We start from the raw sequence: 1,365 nt of genomic DNA, 5'->3' as shown, positions 1-1,365 counted from the left end.
GACATTGCACTGGCCGGGTTCGGCCGCAAGGAACTGGACATTGCCGAAACCGAGATGCCGGGGCTGATGGCGCTGCGCGAGGAATACGGCGCGAGCAAGCCGCTGTCGGGCGCGCGCATCGTCGGGTCGCTGCACATGACGATCCAGACCGCCGTCCTGATCGAGACGCTGGTGGCGCTGGGCGCGGACGTGCGCTGGGCGTCGTGCAACATCTTCTCGACCCAGGACCATGCGGCGGCGGCGATCGCCGATGCCGGTATCCCGGTCTTCGCGATCAAGGGCCAGACGCTGGAAGAGCACTGGGACTATCTCGACAAGTCCTTCCTGTTCGACGACGGCCCCAACATGATCCTCGACGATGGCGGCGACGCCACCCTGTACGTCCTGTTGGGCGCGCGCGCCGAGGCGGGTGAGGACATCATTGCCGTGCCGACCTCGGAAGAAGAGGAAGTCATCAAGGCGCAGATCAAGAAGCGCATGGCGGCCTCCCCGGGCTGGTTCACCAGGACCCGCGACCAGATCATGGGCGTCTCCGAGGAGACCACCACCGGCGTCAACCGCTTGTACCAGCTGGTGCGCGACGGCCAGCTGCCCTTCCCGGCAATCAACGTCAACGACAGCGTGACCAAGTCGAAGTTCGACAACAAGTACGGCTGCAAGGAATCGCTGGTGGACGGCATCCGCCGCGCCACCGACACGATGATGGCCGGCAAGGTCGCCGTGGTCTGCGGCTACGGTGACGTGGGCAAGGGCTCGGCGGCGAGCCTGCGCGGCGCCGGCGCCCGGGTGAAGGTGACCGAGATCGACCCGATCTGCGCCCTGCAGGCGGCGATGGACGGCTTCGAGGTGGTGACGCTGGAAGACGTGGTCTCGAGCGCCGACATCTTCATCACCACCACCGGCAACAAGGACGTGATCCGCATCGAGCACATGCGCGAGATGAAGGACATGGCGATCGTCGGCAACATCGGCCACTTCGACAACGAGATCCAGGTTGCCGCGCTGAAGAACCACAAGTGGACCAACATCAAGGAACAGGTGGACATGATCGAGATGCCGGGCGGCAACCGGATCATCCTGCTGTCCGAGGGGCGCCTTTTGAACCTGGGCAACGCCACCGGTCACCCGTCCTTCGTGATGTCGGCCTCCTTCACCAACCAGGTCCTGGCGCAGATCGAGCTCTACAAGAACGGCGACCAGTACAAGAACAAGGTCTACATCCTGCCCAAGCACCTGGACGAAAAGGTCGCCCGCCTGCACCTGGAGCGCATCGGCGTCAAGCTCAGCGAACTGTCCAAGGACCAGGCCGACTACATCGGCGTCGCGCCCGAAGGACCGTTCAAGCCGGAACACTACCGGTATTGA

The 1,365-nt window shown here is 64.2% G+C and carries 1 protein-coding gene; it reads left to right on the top strand.

Going from position 1 to position 1,365, the window contains the following annotated elements:
- The coding region (gene ahcY / locus RBB42_RS28030) for an adenosylhomocysteinase (protein WP_305972719.1) at positions 1-1,365 on the top strand (1,365 nt) is incomplete at its 5' end.

Origin of the sequence: Mameliella sp. MMSF_3455 (assembly GCF_030733205.1) — a bacterium.
Classification (GTDB): domain Bacteria; phylum Pseudomonadota; class Alphaproteobacteria; order Rhodobacterales; family Rhodobacteraceae; genus Antarctobacter.
The sequence above is the reverse complement of the archived record's forward strand: the minus strand, read 5'-3'. Positions and strand labels throughout refer to the sequence as shown.